The organism is Burkholderia sp. S-53 (assembly GCF_025560745.1).
Taxonomy (GTDB): Bacteria; Pseudomonadota; Gammaproteobacteria; order Burkholderiales; family Burkholderiaceae; genus Burkholderia; species Burkholderia pyrrocinia.
In genome coordinates this window covers 668,003-685,199 of record NZ_CP090482.1, presented here as the reverse complement: position 1 = coordinate 685,199, position 17,197 = coordinate 668,003, and the positions used below count along the sequence as shown (strand labels likewise).

Below are 17,197 nucleotides of genomic sequence, written 5' to 3'. Positions count from 1 at the left end.
GGCCATCAGGCCGTGTATCCGACGTCAGGCGGGCGGCGTGCCTGCGGCGGGCGTCTGCTTCGACGCGGCCGCACCGGCGAGAACGAGGATGTCGAACGACGTCCCTTCCCGCGTCTCGAAGCGGCGCACGAGTTCGATCTGGTGCGCCGACATCACGCTGCCTTTCGTCATCAGCAGCACGCCGCGATGCGTGCGCAGATCGTCGGCGAGCTGCATCCCCTCGCGCAGCTGGGCGGACTTGATCTCCGCGACGGACGCCGCGATGCCGAGACTCGCCGGATCCCGCATCAGCTCGACGAAGCGCTCGACGAGCTGCGGGTCATACCGCACGCCGGCCTGCGACCGCAACGCATCGAGCGCCTGCTCGAGCGAATGCGGCACACCGATTTCGCCGTTGCGCAGCCCCTCGAAATCGCGTGCGATCGCAACGATCCGCGAGCCGAGCGGGATCGCGTCGCCGGCCAGCCCATCCGGCGTGCCGCGTCCGTTGAAGCGCTCGTACTGGTGAAGCACGATCGACGCGACCTTGTGCAATTGCGCGACCGGCGTCAGCACCATCTGCGCGCGCAGCGGATGCTGCTGGAACAGCCTGTGTTCGTCCGTCGTCATTCGCGCGAGCGGCTTGTGCAGCAATTCGTCGGGCAGCGACAACTTGCCGATGCCATGCAGCAGCCCCGCGAAATAGACGTCCTGCGCGTGCAGCTCGCTCATCTCCGACGCCAGCGCGAGCCGGCGCGCAATCTCGCCGACCCGCATCGCGTGTCCGCCGGCGGTCCCGCAACGCAATTCGATCATGCTCGCGCAGACCTGGACCATCGCCTTGAAACTGCTTTTCAGGTCGCGTTGCGCCGCTTCGAGGAACATCACGGTCTGGCCGAGTTCCTCGGTGCGCGCGCGCACCTGCGTTTCAAGTTCCGTGTTGAAACGGCGCAGCGCGTCGTTCTGCGCGTCCGTCAGCGCGGCGAGCCGGATCGCCTCGCGACGCAAATGCCGCTGCTCCAGCGCCTGTTCGATGGTCAGCAGCAGGTCGTGATCGTCCCACGGCTTGTTCAGGTAGCGATACACGCCGCCTTCGTTGACGGCCTGCACGACCGACGCGATCTCCGCATAACCGGTCAGCAGGATCCGCATCGTGTCCGGGTACAGCGCCCGCGCGCGCGCCAGAAATTCCGCACCGCTCATGTGCGGCATTCGCATGTCGGACACGATCAGGTCGACTTCGGTCGACGCCAGGATTTCAAGTGCGGCCTCGCCGCTGTCGGCGGTCAGGATGTCGTAGCGCGCGGGCCGGAACACGCGCTTGAGCGCCGACAACACGTTCGGTTCGTCGTCGACCAGCAGGATCGACGGTGCGCGACACGTGTCGTCGGATGCCGCTGCCGTCTCCGGCGTTTCAGGCGATGCCGCGTTCGTCCCGTTTGTTGCAGATGTCGTCATAATTGGCCTCGGATTAATTATTTACATCCTCTCTCCGTGCAACATCGGCTTTGTGCGGCGATTTCCGTATCGGGGGAAACGCTAATACGTCCTTTTCAGGGGGCTTGATTCCTTTCGCACGCGTGGCGAGGAATCGCAGGGACTTGCCGTGCTCGTCCTCGAACAGCGCCGGGCCGCCGCCCATCTACGCGCGCATCGGCTCATCCGCAGCGCGGTCGAGATGGCCGAGCTCGACTTGGCAATACACGGGCCTCTTAGAGCGGCTAACACAACCTGGGCATGATGCTGCGGGCATCGTATCGTCTACGGCATGGCAAGACGCAAAATCAGTAACGAATTATGGGTGGCGCTGGAGCCGCTGATTCCGGAGTTCACGCCATCGCCCAGGGGTGGTCGGCGGCGCACAGTCGATGATCGCGCAGCGCTGAACGGTATCTTGTATGTATTGCAAACGGGCATTCCGTGGGAAGACCTTCCGCAGGAGTTGGGCTTCGGCAGTGGCATGACATGCCGGCGACGTCTGCGAGACTGGCAAGCGGCCGGCGTATGGCATCGACTGCATTTGGCGATGCTGCGTCGACTGCGAGAGCACGACCAGATCGATTGGGAGCGTACGAGCCTAGATGGAGCCAGCATCTCCAGCCCCCGGGGGGCCAAGAAACCGGCCCCAACCCGACGGACCGAGGCAAGCTCGGATCGAAGCGACACATAACGCAGCGGTTTCGCGGACGCCGGCGATCGTCATCCCCGCGCGCACGACGCTGCGTTACAAGGCTGAGCCGTTAGCAAGCGGTGTCGGGTATATTCAGCAGGTTCTCCATCATCAAGGTAGCCATTCAATGGAATCACGACGCAAGGCAGTGGGCGTGGTCGCGCCTGCGGGTGTGCCCGATCCGGAAGGCATCGCGCGTGGCATTGCGCTCGTCGAAAGTTGGGGCTTCGAGGTCAGGGCGGGCGCGCATCTCGGCAGCCGGTACCGCTATTTCGCCGGTACCGCCGAGGAGCGCGCGGACGACCTGCGGCGCACCCTGATGGATCCGTCGATCGAGATCGTGTGGCTCGCGCGGGGGGGATTCGGTTGCGCGCATTTGCTTGAGCACTTGCCCGACGAGATCGCAACACCAAAGACAATCATCGGCTTTTCCGACGCAACGTCACTGTTCTGCGCACTCGCGGATCGGCCCGGCGTGCGTTTGCTGCATGGCCCGACATTTCACAGTCTGGCGACCAAGGTCGACGACGCGACGCGCGCCGACATTCGCGCTGTGCTGACCGGCGACGAACGCGCCGCGCTGAGTCTGCGGCATTTGTCCGGCGCCCCTGGTGCAGTGCGGGGACGTCTGTGCGGCGGCAACGTGACGGTACTCGCGAGCGTCGCGGGTACGCGCTGGTCGCTTCGCTCACGCGACGCGATCGTACTGCTGGAGGACGTGACGGAGTTCGGCTACCGGCTCGACCGCAGCCTGACGCAACTGCGTCTGAGCGGCGCGTTCGACGGAGCCCGCGCGTTCGTGCTCGGGCAATTCACGCGCTGCCCGATCCCGGACGGCGCGGATTTCACGCTCGAGCAGATGCTTGTCGACGTGCTGGGCGGCTTCGGCCTGCCGATCTACTCGGGTCTGCCGATCGGACATGAACACCGCAACATCACTTGGCAATACGGCAACCAGGCTGCCATCGAGAACAGCGCGATCCGGTTCGTCGCGTAGCGTCGAATCTAGAAGGACAGGAACGCGTATTCAAAGCCGGCTGTCCCGGGCACAGGCACAAGGGCCGGTGCCCGGTCGAATACCGGAAGAGTCTCGGAATTGCGGCATATACCAGTCCAAGATTTTTGCCGTCCCGCGCCCCGCGCGGTCAAGATTCGTTGAACGCCAACACCTTGATTTCATCTGTTCCCGCAGCCTTCCATGTGTGCCGGCTTAGAGTCGCTAACACAAGTCATCCACGAATCTAGAGCAGATGACGGCGGCAGCCAGAGCGAGCAAAGCGGCATGAATATCGAGGCGGCGCTCGAAGCGAATCCGGAGCTTGCCGAAACCCACGTCATTTCTTCGGTACGCAAACTCGTCTGATTCAGTGCATCTTTCCGATCGCTACCTGGCCATCGGGCTATCGGGTCTTCAACACAGTAGCGATGAACTGCCTGACAGCCGCTCGCACCTCGATTGACGCTTTCTGGTTGTAGCCAATCGATGGCCCCCGTTCCACACAGGCGTCACTGTAGGTAAACGGTTGCTTCGTTTTGATGTTGATGATTTGCCCGTTATCCGTCTCTGCGAGTTGACAGTTTCGCGTCGTTTGCGCTTGCGGCATCTTCATGGGTTTCTTGATGGCCTGCCAATCGAACACGTGCAACGCATCCGGATATCCCGTCAGCTTGACATCGGCCCCCTGCGTGGCAGCGAGTCGTTCGACATACGCGCGGCAAGGTGCAATCGGAGCATAGTCATCAGCCTCGCCGTGGAAGATGCGGACAGGCCTGGCGGTAATGTCCTCGTCTTCCCGGTAGGTCACGTTGCAAGTTGGATAGAACGCCAAATAGGCTGCGAACTGATGGCCGGATGCGGGGCCGTGAAGTCGTTGGAATCGTTCTAGTGCGGCGTAGAGTGTGGCGCCGCCGCCTCGCGAAAAACCCATCAGCACGATTCGCGCCGGGTCAATCCTGGGATGTTTCTCCAGAAGCTCAAACGCCCGGTACGCGTCTTCGATTTGCACCAATCGGCCAATCTGGGATTGGTCGTTGTTGACACTACTGATGCCGCGGCCGGAGAAACTATCGATGACGAACGTGGCGACGCCCATTGCCAGCAAGTCCTGCTCCCAGTCGGTGACGTAGCCCGAGATGCCGCCTGAACCGTGCAGCAGAATCACCACGGGAAAGCGCTCGGTTCCAGCACTTGGCAGGCGGAGTTCGCCAGCCAGGCTTGCCGGCTTGCCATCTTTGCGTCCGACCAGGAATTCCTGGCCGGTCAAAGTCGTCGACTGGAGAGGGAGAACTTCCATTCGAGCGACCTGCGCGTAACCGACATGTGACAGCGTCGCACTCAGAAAGATCAGCGCAAGCGAAATCAGGTGTCGCGAACGTGCGCGAAATCCTTCGATAGTGACCATTGCCACGCTCCTGTCAATGGTGTCGAAACGTGCTCAAACGTAGCGTAGCCTACGCGACGCGGTAAGCCATTGTCGTTTCCCCCCGAGACTGGAGTCGGGCCGCGCGTCCTGCTCGTCCCCCAACCGAACGGCCGGCCATGACGAGGGGGCCCGTCAGCCTACTCTGAACGGTGCTGACCGGGCTGCATGGAAAGGCGTACGATGAAAAGATCATCGAACGCCAGACTCATCCGCGCCGCGCCTGAGTGTGTAACGTCTCCAAGTCAGGAGGTCTTGCCATGATCCTGTATCGCACCGAGCCCGATTCCCCTGTCATCGAAATTTCCGTCGAAGGCAAAATCACCGACCACGAACTGCGCGAGGCCATCGAGCGCATGCGTGGTGATCTCGAACTGAACGGCAAGACCCGCGTGCTCGAACGCATCGAGCATTTCACCGGCATCGAGCCGAAGGCGCTGTGGACCGATATAACGCTCGGCGTCCCCGTGAGCCGCAAGGTCACGCGCGCCGCCGTGGTGGCCGATGCAGGCTGGATCCGGGCCTCGACGCATCTGGCGCGGTTCTTTACGAAGGCCGAAGTCAAGGTGTTCCACGTCGACGAACTGGAGCAGGCGCGCGTCTGGATCAACACCTGAGCGCCGCCAGGCGAATTTCGTAGCAGTCCGGATGCACGTCCGAGCGCGATTGACGTGCGCAATCGAGAAGCCGCGCCGCTGCCTGCCAGCGGGCCCCAAACCGCCAGCCTGTTGCTTTACAGCGCAGGCGTGACGCATCCCGACGGATCAGGGTTGACGTTTGCCGCGGCCACCAGCAGGTTTGCCAGCCGGCTTGCGTGAACCCGCGGCTGGCTTGCCGGCGGGTTTGCTGCGTGGCTTCTGCATGCCGAACGAGTTACCGCTGGACAAACCGGTGCCTTTACCTGCAGCGACAGCGCGCTGCGCCGCAGGCTTGCGTTTGTTTTCGCCACCTTGCGGGCGCGGCTTTTTGCCGGGCGCCTGGATGGCGCCCGATGCAGCTTGCGGCACCTTGGGCTTCTTCGGCTTTTTGGGTTTCTTGATGATCTGGCCCGTTGCGCTGGTTTCCGGCACGCGATGTTCGGCTTCAAAACCCGGCTCTTCTTCACGGGGCAGCGTTTGCCGGATCAGCGCTTCGATCGCGGCCAGTTGCGGCGCTTCGTCGGCACACACGAGGGACACCGCCACGCCGCTGGCGCCCGCGCGGCCGGTACGGCCGATGCGGTGCACGTAGTCTTGCGCCACGATCGGCAGATCGACGTTGATCACCAGCGGCAAATCGTCGATATCCAGCCCGCGCGCCGCCACATCGGTGGCGACCAGCATATTGACTTCGCCCGTCTTGAAGCGCTCCAGCGCACGCAGGCGCGCGGGTTGCGGTTTGTCGCCGTGGATGGTGTCGATCGCATAGCCCGCTTCGTCCAGCATGGCCGCCAGGTAATCCACGCCTTTGCGGGTCTTGACGAACACCAGCGCGTGCTCCCAGTTGTTCTCGGCCACAAGGTGCATGAAAAGGTCCGGCTTGTTCCTTTTATCCACCGGTACTACCCACTGCTTGATCTTGCTGGCCGTGACATTGGGCGGGCTGACGCTGATATTGACCGGGCCGCGCAGAATGCCCGCCGCCATCGCGCGGATCTCGTCGGTAAACGTGGCGGAGAACAGCAAAGTCTGGCGCTGGGCGGGCAACGCAGCAAAGACGGCGTCGAGTTCGCGCGCGAAGCCCAGATCCAGCATCCGGTCGGCTTCATCCAGCACCAGCGTTTGTACTTGATCGAACTGCACTGCGTTCTGGCGATTGAGATCCAGCAAACGGCCCGGCGTGGCAACGAGCACGTCCACGCCCTTGCGCAATTTCATCATCTGCGGGTTGATGCTCACACCGCCGTAGGCGGCCAGCAATCGCAGGTCGAGGCCCTTGCCGTATTCGATGAAGCTTTGCAGCACCTGTTCGGCCAGTTCGCGCGTGGGCACCAGCACCAGAACACGCGCGCGGTTGCTGGACACCGCCGGGCCGTGTTGCACCAGCCGTTGCAACAGCGGAAGCGCAAAACCCGCCGTTTTGCCGGTGCCGGTCTGTGCCGCGGCCATGACGTCCTTGCCGCTGAGCACCGCAGGAATCGCCTTGGCCTGCACCGGCGTAGGTGTCTGGTAATTGAGGTCCTGCACATTACGCAGCAAGGGATCGATCAGGCCAAGCGAGGCAAAAGACATGGACGTATTCCGGGCTAAAACCGCAATTCTAGCGGTTACCGCGCCGATTGCACCGCGCGCCTCCATGGTCGGAAAGATCGGCGTCGATCGCCACGGAAAAACATGGCGGCGCCGAACGCCGCGCCGGCAAGCTGTACTACGAGAATTTCCGCTGCGCGCGGACAGCCCGCTTCGGCCGCGACTTGAACTGCTCGAGCTCTTTGTCGGAGAGCACGTAATCGCTGCAGTCGTGCAGGCGCTCGAACGCGAGATCCAGGAATGCCCGCACACGCTTCGGCACGGCAGTTCGGCTTCCGTAGTAAAGGTGCAGGCCGATGTGCGTGCTCATATGCTGCACGAGCACCGGCACCAGTCGTCCCGCCCGGATATGGGACACGGCAGTGAAACCCGCGAGCTGCCCCATCACTTGCCCGGCGAGCACGGCCTGCACTTCGAGCTCCGAATCGTTCGTCGCAAATGCGGGAGACATCTGCCGATGTTCGAGCTTGCCGTCGACGCTCAGGTACCAGGGCGCCACCTTGCCCGTGCCGGGATGCCGGAACACGCCGCAACGGTGCGCCGCCAGGTCATCCAGTGTCGATGGCGTGCCGTGTGCGTCGAGATAGTCAGGCGCCGCGCACACGATCATCTGGATCGGGAAGAGCTGCCGACCGATGACGCCCTCGCTCGCCGACGCCCCGATCCTGAAGCCGACATCGACGCGATCCAGCACCCAGTTGCCGATTCCATCATCCAACTGGACATCCGGCTGAATACCGGGGTGCGCGCGACAGAACGCGTCGATCAGCGGCATCAGGATGGCCGCGAACGACGATTTCGGCCCGACGATGCGCAACGGCCCCGCGATCTCGTCCTTGGACTCCCGCGCCATCACAAGCGCCCGGTCCAGTGCGTCCAGTGCGGGCTGCGTGTTCTCCAGAAACCGCTGCCCTTCCTCGGTCAGCGCGAGGCTGCGCGTGGTTCGATGCAATAGCCGGACGCCGAGGCGCTGCTCCAGTTGCGCGATGGCTTGACTCGCGGCCTGAGGGGTGACGCCCTGGGCAAGCGCAGCCTTCCGGATGCTGCCGAGTTCCACGGCTTTGGCAAAGGTTGCGATGGCCTTGAAGTCGTTGCCGGGCATGGTCGATGCTTGCGTTGAAACACGAATGGTCGGGGCCGGGTGGCGGGTTCGCGTCGCACCAGTATCAATCTGAAGTTGATACTGGTGCAACATGAACTCGACTATTCGCTTGAAACTGCACCTTCTACAGTAGCGCCTTGGGGCCAAGGTAGCCGGCTCGCCCCGAGCCGGCCTCATGCCGCCCTCGACTTTCAGCGCAAAGGAACGGCCATGCAGGATGTGACACTGAACAACGGGATGAAGATGCCGATCGTCGGCTACGGCGTCTTTCAGATTGCCGACGACGCGGAATGCGAACGCTGCGTCGTCGACGCGGTACAGGCAGGCTACCGCCTGATCGACACTGCGGCGTCCTACAAGAACGAGGAGGCTGTCGGGCGTGGCCTCAAACGTTGCGGCGTACCGCGTGACCAGCTTTTCGTCACCAGCAAGCTGTGGGTCGAGGATGCCGGCCATGAACAGGCTCGGGTGGCCATCGACAAGTCGCTGAAGCGTCTGGGCCTCGACTATCTCGATCTGTTCCTGATCCATCAACCGTTCTCGGACGTCCACGGCGCGTGGCGAGCGATGGAGGACGCGCATCGCGCCGGCAAGCTGCGTGCGATCGGCCTGAGCAACTTCCACCCGGATCGCCTGATTGTCAGCGTCGGATAGATACTCCCCACTTTCGTCGAAGTAATTTTCCCCAGTTTTTTATCTGACGGCGCCGCGGTAGCGGCGCCGTCCTGTCGATCGCTGACCATATTGCCCTTGAGATCCGTCGTGGGGGTGTCGGTGGTCGAGCTGGAGGAAGTGATGACGATTCTGGAATTGCATCGGCAAGGGCTGAGTATCTCGGCCATCGCCGTTCGACTGGGTATGGACCGCAAGACCGTTCGCAAATACATCAGGAATGGCGTTCAGGCGCCGAGTTACGGTCCACGTGCGCCGCGACCGTGCGTGGTCGATCCGTTCGTCCACTACATCACCGAACGCGTACGCGAGTTTCCCGACCTGAGCATCGAGCGTCTGCTGCGCGAGGTCCGGGCGATGGGTTACGCGGGCGGTCGCACGGCGCTGGGCGACCTGGTTCGGGAGGTCCGGCCGCCCCGCCAGCGCGGCTTCGAGATGCGCTTTGAGACGCCCGCCGGCCATCAGGCACAAGTGGACTTCGCGCACTTCAGTGTCGAGTTCGACGACGCGCCCGGCCAGCGGCGTTCGATCTGGCTGTTCTCGATCGTGCTCGGGCACAGCCGCTATCTCTGGGGACGCTTCGTCGAGCATCAGGACCTGCAGACCGTCTTGCGCTGCCACATGGAAGCGTTCGAGCACCTCGGCGGCGCTCCGCGCGAGATTCTGTACGACCGAATGAAGGCGGCCGTGCTCGGCGAAGTCGAGAGGCACATCGTCTACAACGCGAAGCTGGTCGCGTTTGCGCAGCACTACGGCTTCGCGCCGCGGCCTGCAAGGCGTATCGCGCTAAGACCAAGGACAAGGTCGAGCGCCCGTATCGCTACATCCGGCAGGACTTCTTCCTGGCGCGCCGTTTCCAGAACCTCGCCGACCTGAACCGCCAACTGCGCGAGTGGCTCGACACGGTCGCCAATGTCCGCGTGCACGGCACCACGCACCGCGTCGTCGCTCAGCACTTCAATGAGGAGCGTCCTACGCTGCAGGCGTTGCCGGCCGGCACCTTCAACGGAGTGATCCGGCTTGAGCGGCGCGTGAGCCATGAAGGTCTCGTCTCGGTCGGTGGCAATTACTACAGCGTGCCCGATCGTACGCGCAAGCGCGTGCTCGACGTTCACAGTCTGGCTCACGAGATCCGTATCTACGAGGACGGTGAACTGCTGGCGGCTCATCCCGTGCTGGAAGGCCGACGACGAACCTCGCTGCTGCCCGGTCATCGGCGTGCAAACCAGCGTAAGCAGCCGGCACGGCACCCCGTGCCATCGGTGACGGCGACCGTGGCTCGCCGGCCCCTGTCGTTCTATGATCAGGTCGCAAGACGTCTCGCAGAAGCCGGGAGGACCGCATGAACAGCATGCCTGCCTCGACACTGGAGCGCATCCGGCGCTATCTCGTCGGCCTGCGCATGCCGCGCGCTCTCGAAACGCTGGACGCCATCCTGAACCGCTTCGAGCAAGGCGACAGTTCAATGCTCGAAGTGCTGGAAACGTTGCTGGGCGAGGAGTTTACGACACGCGAAACACGCCGCATCCGGATGGCGCTGCAGACCGCGCGGCTCGGCACGATCAAGACGCTGGCCGGCTACGACTTCAGCTTCCAGCCGAGCCTGGATCGCGATCGCATCATGACGCTTGCGCAACTCGAGTTCATCGAACGACGGCAGACCGTTCACTTCCTGGGGCCGCCCGGCACGGGCAAATCGCACCTGTCCATTGCGCTGGGCGTGGAAGCCGTACGTGCGGGCAAGAGCGTCTACTTCGGCTCGCTAGCCGAGATCGTGAACTCGATGGCCAAGGCTGAACGGGAAGGCAACCTGGCGCAGCGCGTGCGCTTCCTTGCCCGTAACAGCCTGCTCATCGTCGACGAGATCGGCTACCTGCCTATCGGCTCCAACGGTGGCAACCTGTTCTTCCAACTCGTCAACGCCTGCTACGAGCGCTGCGCGATCATCCTGACGTCCAATCGCAGCTTCGGTGAATGGGGCGAAGTGTTCGGCGACAGCGTGGTGGCCGCGGCGTTGCTCGATCGGCTGCTGCACCACGCGATCGTCGTGCAGATCGAAGGCACATCGTACCGCCTGCGAGAACACGCCGATTTGCTGCCGGACCATCTGCGCAACCGTCCGTCTTCCCTGAACCCCGTGCCCACTGAACCGGCTCGCCGGCGCCCGGGCCGCCCCCGAAGGAACCCATTCGATCACGTCGCCGGCTGATCACCGTCCGAACAGGGTGGGGAATTTTACTTCGACACTTCTGGGGAAATTACGTCCGAGGTTGACAATACGCTTGCCGCCGCCTGCAAAGCGCTCGTTGAACCAGTCGCTTAGCTGGCTGCTGCGCTGGAAGCGCAACCAGCTCCACGCCAGTTCCACCATCAGCCATCGGGCTCGCTTGTTGCCAATCTTGCTGATGCCCTGCTCAACTTCACTGGTGCCGCTGGCATAGGGTGTCGGGGCCAGGCCCAGGCAGCCTGCCAGTTCGCGGCGGTTGTGAAACTGCCGCCAACCGAACAATTCCCTGATCAGGACCCAGGCACTGCCGGTTCCGATACCCGCGAGGTGCGCGAGGCGCGCAATTGCGGGTTGCGCACCGCTGCGCACCTCGTGCTGCTGCTGTGCCTCGAGCGCCCTGATCTGCTTAGCAGCGAGCGAAAGCCGCTCACATTCGCGCTCGATCTCGGCGCGCAGACCCGGCAACAATCGGGCGGCGTTCTGCGCCCACCAGTGGGTCCACGCGCGCCCACCGATGTGCTCGACCCGCAGGTTGTGGAGTATCAGCAGCGAGCGGATCCGGTTGCTGTGGGCGGTATGCTCCTGCCGCAAGCGACCGAGTTCACGGTGTACTCGCCGCTCATCTTCCTGTTCGGGGGTGGGGATGCGCGCGACCGCCCACACCCTGCGTTCGCCACCGTAGTAGCGCATCAGCATCGACAGCAGCTTGTCGCTGTCGAGTCGGTCGGTCTTGGCGCGGCGCCTGCGCCGGTTCACTTCGATACTGGCCGAATCCACCACCAGATTCGTGATGTGATGTTCCTCCAGACAGCGGTGCAGCCAGAAGCCGTCACGTCCGGCTTCATAACAGCTGCACACCGGAGCATCGGCGGCCAGATGACAGCGCGCCTTGGCCTTCGCAATTGCCGTGAAGACTGCGGCCGTATCGCCGGCGGCCACCGTGCAGCGGCTCGGCGCGCGCGCCCCATCGCCCAGCGAGAGCTTCCAGCTCCTGTCGCCCAGTTCGAAGGCGACATACAGCGATCCGGTGATGGTTGTATTCTGCCCATGAAGGGCCGTGCGAGGCGCATTCATTTGCGTACTCCTCTCGGAAAACGGGTGTTGGAATCCTCGTTTTACTCCAGGAGGCTTACTTCCGCGGCCCTTCCATAGTATCTAGACGCTTTTATTGCGACAGAACCTCGCGCAGCACCTGAACGAGTGTCGGACTCGAACGGAGAGGCGCTGACGCTCACAAAAAATCACCCTTTCAAGAGAGCCGGCAAGAGTATAACTATATTGACGTTTGTGTCACGTATGTGGCGGACCTAAGCATTGCCCGCTGGGTTAGGAGAATTGGTGTCGTGACGACTGTTTCCGATGCCGCGACCGCGCGGCGCTGCGCGGGCACGCCGACCATTAGCGTAGTCGACAACCGCGGCCTGACCGTGCGCACCGTGCAGTACAACCGCACGGCGGGCGACGATCCGCTCGATGAGCTGATCACGCGCCAGACCTGGTCCGCGCGCGGCCACCTCATGACGCGCATCGACCCGCGCCTGTTCGACGAGCAACGCCTTAACCCAACCGTGCCGCCGAACTTCCGCTATGTCCGTTCGCTGTCCGGCCAGCCGCTCGCGATCGCCAGCCAGGATGCCGGCGAGCATACCGCGCTGTATGACGTCGAGGCCGGCCTCGTCTGGCAGCACGACAGCCGTCACCAGCAGCTGCGCAGGACCTACGACACGCTGCACCGCCCGGTCTCGGTCTCCGAGCAGGCCGGCCCCGCCACACCGCGCGTGAGCGAGCGCTTCCTCTATGGCGACGCCGATGCCTCCCCCGACGCCAACCGGCGCGGCCAGTTGCGGCAGGCCTGGTCGACCGCCGGGATGGCAGAGATGCCCTCCTATGGCCTCGCCGGCCAGCCCTTGACCGCCGCGCAGCAGTGCCTGCGCGACGACCTGCTCGACAGCGACTGGGCCGGCGACGATCCGGCCCGCTGGACCCATGCCCTCGCGCCCGACACCTACACCACCCGCTGGGCCTACAACGCGCTCGGCCAGCAAACCGAGCGCACCGATGCGTGCGGCAACCGCCAGCGTCAGCACTACAGCGTCGCCGGCCAGCTCGCCGGCAGCGACCTGCAGCTGGCCGATCAGGCCACCTGGCAGCCGCTGTTGCGCGCGATCACCTACAGCGCCGCCGGCCAGGTGCTGCACGAGGCAGCCGGCAACGGCGTCGTCACCGACTACACCTACGAGCCCCAGACCCAGCGGCTGGCCGAACTCCACACCACCCGTCCGCCCCAGGCCGGGCGCACCACGCTGCTGCAGGCGCTGTCCTATCAGTACGACCCGGTCGGCAACCTGCTGGCGATCGACGACGCGGCCAAGGCCACCCGCTATACCCGCAACCAGCGCGTCGCACCCGCCAGCGCCTACACCTACGATGCGCTGTACCAGCTCACGCGGGCCACCGGCCGGGAAAACGCCAACGCCGGGCGCCAGAGCCAGCGGCTGCCGGTGCCGATCGTGCCGCTGTTCCAGGAAACCGGCGAGCTGACCCGCTACACGCGCACCTACACCTACGACCGCGGCGCCAACCTCACGACCCTCCAGCATCAGGGCACCCTCTCCTCCTACACGCAGCAGATGGTGGTGGCGCGCACCTCGAACCGCGCGGTCCAGCAAACGAACGGCCTCACGCCCGGCGACGTGGCCGGCCATTTCGACGCCTGCGGCAACCTCAGGGCGCTGGGGCCCGGCCAGCCGCTCGCGTGGGACAGCCGCAACCAGTTGCAGCGCACCGCCCAGGTCGCGCGCGGCGGTGCAGGCGACGACACCGAGGTGTACTGGTACGACGGCACCGGCCAGCGTGCCACCAAGCTCGGTACCGCTCTCACCAGCGGCACCACCCGCACCGAGCGGGTACGCTACCTGCCCGGGCTGGAGCTGCGCCAGATCGAGCAGACCCGCACCGGCGAGCCCCTCCCCACACCGGTCGAGCGCCTGCAGGTGCTCTCGCTCGGCGCGGCCGGCCGCCAGTCGGTGCGGGTGCTGCACTGGGAACTGGGCAAGCCGGAAACGATCGGGAACGACCAGTGGCGTGTCAGCCTCGACGACCAGATCGGCTCGTCGATGCTCGAGCTCGATGCGCAGGCGGACATCCTGACCTGGGAGGAGTACTACCCGTTTGGTGGCACGTCAGTGTGGTCGGCGCGCAGCGATACCGAGGCGAAATACAAATACGTGCGCTACTCGGGCCAGGAGCGCGACGCCACCGGCCTCTACTACTACGGCTTCCGCTACTACACGCCGTGGCTCGGAAGATGGCTCAACCCCGATCCCGCCGGGCCCGTCGACGGGCTCAACCTCTTCTGCATGGTAGGGAATAATCCGATCACTTTCCATGATCCTAACGGTTTGAGTCCTGAGCGCGCTGGACATATATACACCCCGTTCTCGACAAAGGAGATACTGGAGTTGGCAATGGCGTCCAATCTCGTCCGGTTCAGGCAGGGCAAGGAGCCGTATCCGGTGATCGTCGGAACCAAAGCAGAACGGAAGGCTCTGGAGCGGATTAGATCACAGCTCCTTCAGTCGGCTGTCGTCGAATCGGCTTCCTATGAAACAGCCTTACAACAGCACCGGGACAGATTCTCCATGGGGAGTTTCAACGCATCAGAGGAGTATGAGTATGCCGTGACAAAACATGAAGGGTCCCAGTTCCGCGAGGAGGTGGAAGTATATGAAAACATGACGATTGAAAGCCAGCAAGAACACAAGGCGCTAGCCAAACTCAGACCTGAGGCCGACAAGCTTTACGTCCTTGGCCATGGATTCGCTGGCTTCGATTTTCTGGGTGGCGACGTGGAGGGATCGACGAGTAAATCAGCAGATTGGATCGCCCGTGAGCTGGCAACGAAGGGACTGAGCAAGGACTTTCGAGATATCCGGGCCTTATCCTGCTACTCCGCCAATACGGTGGAGCCTGTATCCTTTGAACCAGCTGAACTGGCACGCGCAGCACAATCGACACGCGTTCGCGGCACGGGGACATACCGCCAGCCCTTTGCACAATCTCTCCGCGATGCTCTGCGCAAGCGAGGCTTTAATCAGGTGGAAGTCACTGGATACCACGGAGCGGGTTCAATGTATTCCATACGGTCTTTGACCAGCGACGCACGAACGGACCTGGATTACGGTGATACGACTCATTTGCAGACTATTATCAAAGGCTCGTCCGAACAATATATTCGACGAAGTGAAGTGAGTCGATGCTTTTACTTAAGTGCTTCTGGTAAACCGTCCTGAGATTTGTTGGCTTCGGCAGAACGAGTCTGCTGGAGTGCTGCATGAAGGGTTCTGTCGCGATAAGGATGTCCAGACGCATAAACTCGGGAACGTATAGGATTCCTTATGCAGCCAAAGAGTAGAATTGCTCGGCGGCCGTCTGGTTCTTGCGAACTGCCTTCATTTTCCCTTTGGCAATCATGTGCATCACTTCGATACCACCGAGCAGGATGCGAGCGCAGTGAAAATCTTTGAAGCCCATCATCGGCCGGGTTCGGCGCTTGATGGCGCGGTGATCCTGCTCGACGATATTGTTCAGATATTTTTGCTGACGAATCTTGATCGGCGGTTCACGGGTAGCGTTGATGTCCTTGAGCGCCGCCAGGTTCGCCCCGCTTTTGTCGATCGTCACGGTCTCGGGTGCACCGTTCTGCTCGATCGATTTTTCGAAATACCGACGGGCGGCGGCCTTGTCCCGACGAGCCCGCAGCAGGAAATCGATAGTGTTGCCGTCCTTGTCGACGGCCCGGTAGAGATATTTCCACGCACCGTTGACCTTGATATACGTCTCGTCCATCCGCCAGCTTTTTCCGACCGGCCGCTTGCGCCGACGGAACGCCTGTTCCAGCACCGGTAGCACCTTGATGGCCCATCGATGCACCGTCGAATGGTCCACCGACACGCCCCGTTCGGCCATCATTTCCTCGAGGTGGCGCAGGCTCAGGGGGTACGCAACATACCCGCGCACGCACAGCAGGATCACGTCGAACGGGTAATGCAGTCGCTGGAACACCTGCTTCAGGATCGCATTCATGCCTTGCTGCATCGCTCAATTCGCTTCCATTCCGATCACGCAAGCTTACCAGACCGACTTACTGCGACAGAACCCCCGAAACTCCTTCGTGTAGTTCCTCGATCCCGGTCGTCTTCCATGCATCACTGGCTTCATCAATCTGATTCCCATTACATCTGATGGGAATCAGATTGCCTGTGCCGCGCCCTCATGAACAGACGGTACGTGTCGAGTGCATACTGATGAGCTACGTCAACTGGGGTTCTCTAAGGCGGTAGTCACCGGTTACCACGGTGAAGGTCAAATGACTCCCAGGTTGGGGCATATGGCCCAGGAAATTAATAATAGCTATGCTCGGAGGTCATTGGTCAAGCGACTATTTGTTTGACCGGTTTTTTCAACTTGGCAGCTGTAGGGGCGGACTCAAATCTGAGGGGTTCTGATAATCATGTAGCCGGCCTGGTATTGTCAACTTGTTCGGTAAGGGTTCTGTCGCAGTAAGGCGGTCTGGTAAGCTTGCGAGATCGGAATGGAAGCGAATTGAGCGATGCAGCAAGGCATGAATGCGATCCTGAAGCAGGTGTTCCAGCGACTGCATTACCCGTTCGACGTGATCCTGCTGTGCGTACGCGGGTATGTTGCGTACCCGCTGAGCCTGCGCCACCTCGAGGAAATGATGGCCGAACGGGGCGTGTCGGTTGATCACTCGACGGTACATCGATGGGCCATCAAGCTCCTTCCGGTGCTGGAAAAGGCGTTCGCCAGCGCAAGCGGCCGGTCGGAAAAAGCTGGAGGATGGACGAGACGTATATCAAGGTCAACGGTGCGTGGAAATACCTCTATCGAGCCGTTGACAAAGACGGCAACACCATCGATTTCCTGCTGCGGGCTCGCCGGGACAAGGCTGCTGCCCGTCGGTATTTCGAAAGATCGATCGAGTAGAACGGTGCACCCGAGACCGTGACGATCGACAAAAGCGGGGCGAACCTGGCGGCGCTCAAGGACATCAACGCCACCCGTGAACCGCCGATCAAGATTCGTCAGCAAAAAATATCTGAACAATATCGTCGAGCAGGATCACCGCGCCATCAAGCGCCGAACCCGGCCGATGATGGGCTTCAAAGATTTTCACTGCGCTCGCATCCTGCTCGGTGGTATCGAAGTGATGCACATGATTGCCAAAGGGCAAATGAAGGTAGTTCACAAGAGCCAGACGGCCGCCGAGCAATTCTACGCGCTGGCTGCATGATGATTCCTATACATTCTAGAATCGATACGCCTTGACTTCCTTATCGCGACAGAACCACGCGTTCTACCGAGACCCAGTCGCGGACA

The 17,197-nt window shown here is 62.4% G+C and carries 10 protein-coding genes and 5 pseudogenes; 8 read left to right on the top strand and 7 right to left on the bottom strand.

What is annotated here, in order from left to right:
- Positions 1–24: 24 nt before the first annotated feature.
- Positions 25–1,437, bottom strand: coding sequence for an HD domain-containing phosphohydrolase (locus LXM88_RS02745; RefSeq protein WP_262530412.1), 1,413 nt, complete (start codon positions 1,435–1,437; stop codon positions 25–27).
- A 310-nt stretch (positions 1,438–1,747) separates the two neighbouring features.
- Here LXM88_RS02745 and LXM88_RS02740 point away from each other — a divergent pair.
- Together LXM88_RS02740 and LXM88_RS02735 are read left to right on the top strand one after the other, a co-directional pair.
- Positions 1,748–2,166 (top strand): annotated as a pseudogene (locus tag LXM88_RS02740) (IS5 family transposase); the annotation flags it as partial.
- Between the two features lie 131 nt (positions 2,167–2,297).
- Positions 2,298–3,146, top strand: coding sequence for a S66 peptidase family protein (locus LXM88_RS02735; RefSeq protein ID WP_318654661.1), 849 nt, complete (start codon positions 2,298–2,300; stop codon positions 3,144–3,146).
- 222 nt (positions 3,147–3,368) lie between these two features.
- Here LXM88_RS02735 and LXM88_RS02730 read toward each other — a convergent pair.
- Positions 3,369–3,479, bottom strand: a pseudogene (locus LXM88_RS02730) (IS5/IS1182 family transposase); the annotation flags it as partial.
- 70 nt (positions 3,480–3,549) lie between these two features.
- On the bottom strand, positions 3,550–4,551 hold the full coding sequence (locus tag LXM88_RS02725; protein ID WP_262530410.1) for a dienelactone hydrolase family protein: 1,002 nt from the start codon (positions 4,549–4,551) through the stop codon (positions 3,550–3,552).
- Between the two features lie 278 nt (positions 4,552–4,829).
- Here LXM88_RS02725 and LXM88_RS02720 point away from each other — a divergent pair, with 278 nt between their 5' ends.
- Complete coding sequence (locus LXM88_RS02720) at positions 4,830–5,186, top strand: STAS/SEC14 domain-containing protein (RefSeq protein WP_096476136.1); 357 nt, start codon at positions 4,830–4,832, stop codon at positions 5,184–5,186.
- A gap of 147 nt (positions 5,187–5,333) precedes the next feature.
- Here the strand turns inward: LXM88_RS02720 and LXM88_RS02715 are convergent, their stop codons facing one another.
- Positions 5,334–6,779: a DEAD/DEAH box helicase gene (locus tag LXM88_RS02715; RefSeq protein WP_262530409.1), complete on the bottom strand. Its 1,446-nt coding sequence runs from the start codon at positions 6,777–6,779 to the stop codon at positions 5,334–5,336.
- Positions 6,780–6,915: 136 nt separating this feature from the next.
- Positions 6,916–7,899, bottom strand: a complete 984-nt coding sequence (locus tag LXM88_RS02710) for a LysR family transcriptional regulator (RefSeq protein ID WP_262530408.1) — start codon at positions 7,897–7,899, stop codon at positions 6,916–6,918.
- 210 nt (positions 7,900–8,109) lie between these two features.
- On the opposite strand from LXM88_RS02710, the pseudogene LXM88_RS02705 reads away from it, so the two are divergent.
- The 3 genes and pseudogenes from LXM88_RS02705 to istB form a co-directional block, all read left to right on the top strand.
- Positions 8,110–8,538 (top strand): annotated as a pseudogene (locus LXM88_RS02705) (aldo/keto reductase); the annotation flags it as partial.
- Between the two features lie 123 nt (positions 8,539–8,661).
- Positions 8,662–9,917: pseudogene (istA, locus tag LXM88_RS02700) on the top strand (IS21 family transposase).
- The gene (gene istB / locus LXM88_RS02695; protein WP_262530407.1) at positions 9,914–10,780 is read left to right on the top strand and encodes an IS21-like element ISBcen28 family helper ATPase IstB; all 867 of its coding nucleotides are present in this window, start codon (positions 9,914–9,916) and stop codon (positions 10,778–10,780) included. Before istA ends, istB begins: the two are co-directional and overlap by 4 nt.
- Here istB and LXM88_RS02690 read toward each other — a convergent pair whose 3' ends face one another.
- Positions 10,781–11,872, bottom strand: a complete 1,092-nt coding sequence (locus tag LXM88_RS02690) for an IS110 family transposase (protein ID WP_262530406.1) — start codon at positions 11,870–11,872, stop codon at positions 10,781–10,783.
- A 269-nt stretch (positions 11,873–12,141) separates the two neighbouring features.
- On the opposite strand from LXM88_RS02690, the gene LXM88_RS02685 reads away from it, so the two are divergent.
- Positions 12,142–15,090, top strand: a complete 2,949-nt coding sequence (locus LXM88_RS02685) for an RHS repeat-associated core domain-containing protein (protein ID WP_262530405.1) — start codon at positions 12,142–12,144, stop codon at positions 15,088–15,090.
- 103 nt (positions 15,091–15,193) lie between these two features.
- Here the strand turns inward: LXM88_RS02685 and LXM88_RS02680 are convergent, their stop codons facing one another.
- A complete protein-coding gene (locus LXM88_RS02680; RefSeq protein WP_412524077.1) occupies positions 15,194–15,883 on the bottom strand; it encodes an IS6 family transposase in 690 nt (229 codons plus the stop codon).
- 550 nt (positions 15,884–16,433) lie between these two features.
- Here LXM88_RS02680 and LXM88_RS02675 point away from each other — a divergent pair.
- Positions 16,434–17,111 (top strand): annotated as a pseudogene (locus LXM88_RS02675) (IS6 family transposase).
- The last annotated feature ends 86 nt before the right edge of the window (positions 17,112–17,197 follow it).

What these genes read in the sequence shown, in the direction of transcription:
- LXM88_RS02745 (WP_262530412.1), bottom strand. Translation starts at nt 1,437, where the DNA reads ATGACGACATCTGCAACAAACGGGACGAACGCGGCATCGCCTGAAACG.
- LXM88_RS02725 (WP_262530410.1), bottom strand. Translation starts at nt 4,551, where the DNA reads ATGGTCACTATCGAAGGATTTCGCGCACGTTCGCGACACCTGATTTCG.
- LXM88_RS02720 (WP_096476136.1), top strand. Translation starts at nt 4,830, where the DNA reads ATGATCCTGTATCGCACCGAGCCCGATTCCCCTGTCATCGAAATTTCC.
- LXM88_RS02715 (WP_262530409.1), bottom strand. Translation starts at nt 6,779, where the DNA reads ATGTCTTTTGCCTCGCTTGGCCTGATCGATCCCTTGCTGCGTAATGTG.
- LXM88_RS02710 (WP_262530408.1), bottom strand. Translation starts at nt 7,899, where the DNA reads ATGCCCGGCAACGACTTCAAGGCCATCGCAACCTTTGCCAAAGCCGTG.
- istB (WP_262530407.1), top strand. Translation starts at nt 9,914, where the DNA reads ATGAACAGCATGCCTGCCTCGACACTGGAGCGCATCCGGCGCTATCTC.
- LXM88_RS02690 (WP_262530406.1), bottom strand. Translation starts at nt 11,872, where the DNA reads ATGAATGCGCCTCGCACGGCCCTTCATGGGCAGAATACAACCATCACC.
- LXM88_RS02680 (WP_412524077.1), bottom strand. Translation starts at nt 15,883, where the DNA reads ATGAATGCGATCCTGAAGCAGGTGTTCCAGCGACTGCATTACCCGTTC.